Source organism: Amycolatopsis sp. SID8362 (genome assembly GCF_010550475.1).
Taxonomy (GTDB): Bacteria; Actinomycetota; Actinomycetes; order Mycobacteriales; family Pseudonocardiaceae; genus Amycolatopsis; species Amycolatopsis eburnea.
Window position 1 is genome coordinate 1 of record NZ_JAAGNB010001245.1, and the last position, 2,329, is coordinate 2,329.

1 protein-coding gene is annotated in these 2,329 nt (G+C 74.4%); it reads right to left on the reverse strand.

Annotation, left to right across the window (positions count from 1 at the left end):
- The coding region (locus G3I65_RS38600; protein WP_160700466.1) for a type I polyketide synthase at window positions 1-2,329 on the reverse strand (2,329 nt) is incomplete at both ends.

Consider the following 2,329-nt stretch of genomic DNA (forward strand, 5'->3'; position numbering starts at 1 on the left):
ACCCGCCGGACTCCGGCAGCGCGACGGCGGCGACCAGCAGCGGGTGCCCGGCGGCGTGCTGCCCGGCCAGCCGGAGGTCGCCGGACGGCGCGGGGCCGCCCTTCGGCCAGTACGGCTCGTGCTGGAAGGCGTAGGTCGGCAGGTCCACCCGCCGCGCGCCGGTCCCGGCGAAGAACTTCTCCCAGTCGACGCGGCTGCCGGTGGCGTGCAGCAGGCCCAGCGCCGAGACGACCGAGAACGGTTCGTCGCGGTCCTTGCGCAGCAACGGGACGACGGTGGCTTCGCGGTCGGCGATCGAGTCCCGCGCCATCGCGGAGACGACCCCGTCCGGGCCGAGCTCGACGAACGTCGACACGCCGTGCTCGCCCAGCCAGGCGACCGCGTCGCCGAAGCGGACGGCCGCGCGGACGTGGTTCACCCAGTACTCCGGCGAAGCGAGCTCGGTGGCGAGCCCGCCGGTCACGGTGGAGACGACCGGGATCCGCGGTTCGTGGTAGGTCAGCCGTCCGGCGAGCCGGCGGAAGTCGTCGAGCACCGGGTCCATCAGCGGCGAATGGAACGCGTGGGACACGTTGAGCCGCTTGGCCTTTTCGAACTTTTCCGCCAGCGCCAGCACGGCGTCCTCGGCGCCGGACACCACCACCGAACGCGGGCCGTTCACCGCCGCGATCGCCACACCGTCGACCAGCAACGGCGTGACCTCGGCCTCGGCCGCCCGCAGCGCCACCATCGCGCCGCCGGCCGGCAGCGCCTGCATGAGCCGGCCCCGGGCCTCGACGAGCTGGCAAGCGTGCGGCAGGGACAGGACCCCGGCGACATGCGCGGCGGCGATCTCGCCGATCGAGTGGCCCGCCAGGTAGTCGGGGCGCAGGCCCCAGGACTCCACCAGGCGGAACAGCGCGACCTCGAGTGCGAACAGGGCGGGCTGGGCGAACTCGGTGCGGTCCAGCCGTTCGGCGTCGTCGCCGAACAGGATGTCGCGCAGCGGCATGTCCAGCTCGGCGCGGACGTCGTCGAAGGCGGCGGCGAACACGGGGTAGGTGTCGTAGAGCCCGCGGCCCATGGCCAGCCGCTGCGCGCCCTGCCCGGCGAACAGGAACGCCGTGCGGCCGGTCCGCGCGGTCCCCTCGACGACGGCCGGGGACGGAGTTCCCTCGGCGAGCGCGGTCAGCGCGCGCACCGCGCTGTCGCGGTCCTCGGCGAGGACGGCCGCGCGGTGCTCGAACCAGGACCGGGTGGTCACCAGCGAGTGCGCGACGTCGACGCGGTCCTCGTCGACGTGCGCCAGCAGCCGGGCGGCCTGCTCGCGCAGCGCTTCGGGCGTCTTGGCCGAGAGCAGCCACGGGACGACCTCGGGCTCGGCACGCCGCGGCCGCTCGGCGGCGGCCGGTTCGGGAGCCTGCTCGAGAATGGCGTGCGCGTTGGTGCCGCTGATCCCGAACGAGGAGATCCCGGCCCGGCGCGGCCGGCCGGCCGACGGCCACTCGCGGGCGTCGGTCAGCAGGGCGACGTCGCCCTCGGTCCAGTCGACCTGGGTGGACGGCTCGGTCACGTGCAACGTCTTCGGCAGCACGCCGTGCCGCATCGCCTGCACCATCTTGATCACCCCGGCGACGCCGGCCGCGGCCTGGGTGTGGCCGATGTTCGACTTGATCGACCCCAGCCACAGCGGCTCTTCGCGCTCTTGGCCGTAGGTCGCCAGCAGCGCCTGCGCCTCGATCGGGTCGCCGAGCACCGTGCCGGTGCCGTGCGCCTCGACGGCGTCGACGTCCGAAGTGGACAGTCCGGCCCCGGCGAGGGCCTGGCGGATCACGCGCTGCTGCGACGGGCCGTTGGGGGCGGTCAGGCCGTTCGACGCGCCGTCGGAGTTGACCGCCGAACCCCGCACCACGGCGAGGATCCGGTGGCCGTTGCGGAGCGCGTCCGACTGCCGTTCGAGCACGAGCATCCCGACGCCCTCGGCCCAGCTGACGCCGTCGGCGGAATCGGAGAACGACTTCGAGCGGCCGTCGGCGGCCATCCCGCGCTGGCGCGAGAACCCGGTGAACGGGCCGGGGTTCGACATCACCGTGACGCCGCCGGCGAGGGCGAGGGAGCACTCGCCGGTGCGCAGCGCCTGCGCCGCCCAGTGCAGCGCGACCAGCGACGACGAGCACGCCGTGTCGACGGTGACGGCGGGACCCTCCAGGCCCAGGGTGTAGGCCACGCGGCCGGAGGCGACCGCCGGGGAGGAGCCGTTGCTCTGGTAGCCCTCGACGTCGGGGGTGCCCTGCAGCGCGAAGACGTAGTCGCTGTACATCACCCCGGCGAACACGCCGGTCCGGCTGCC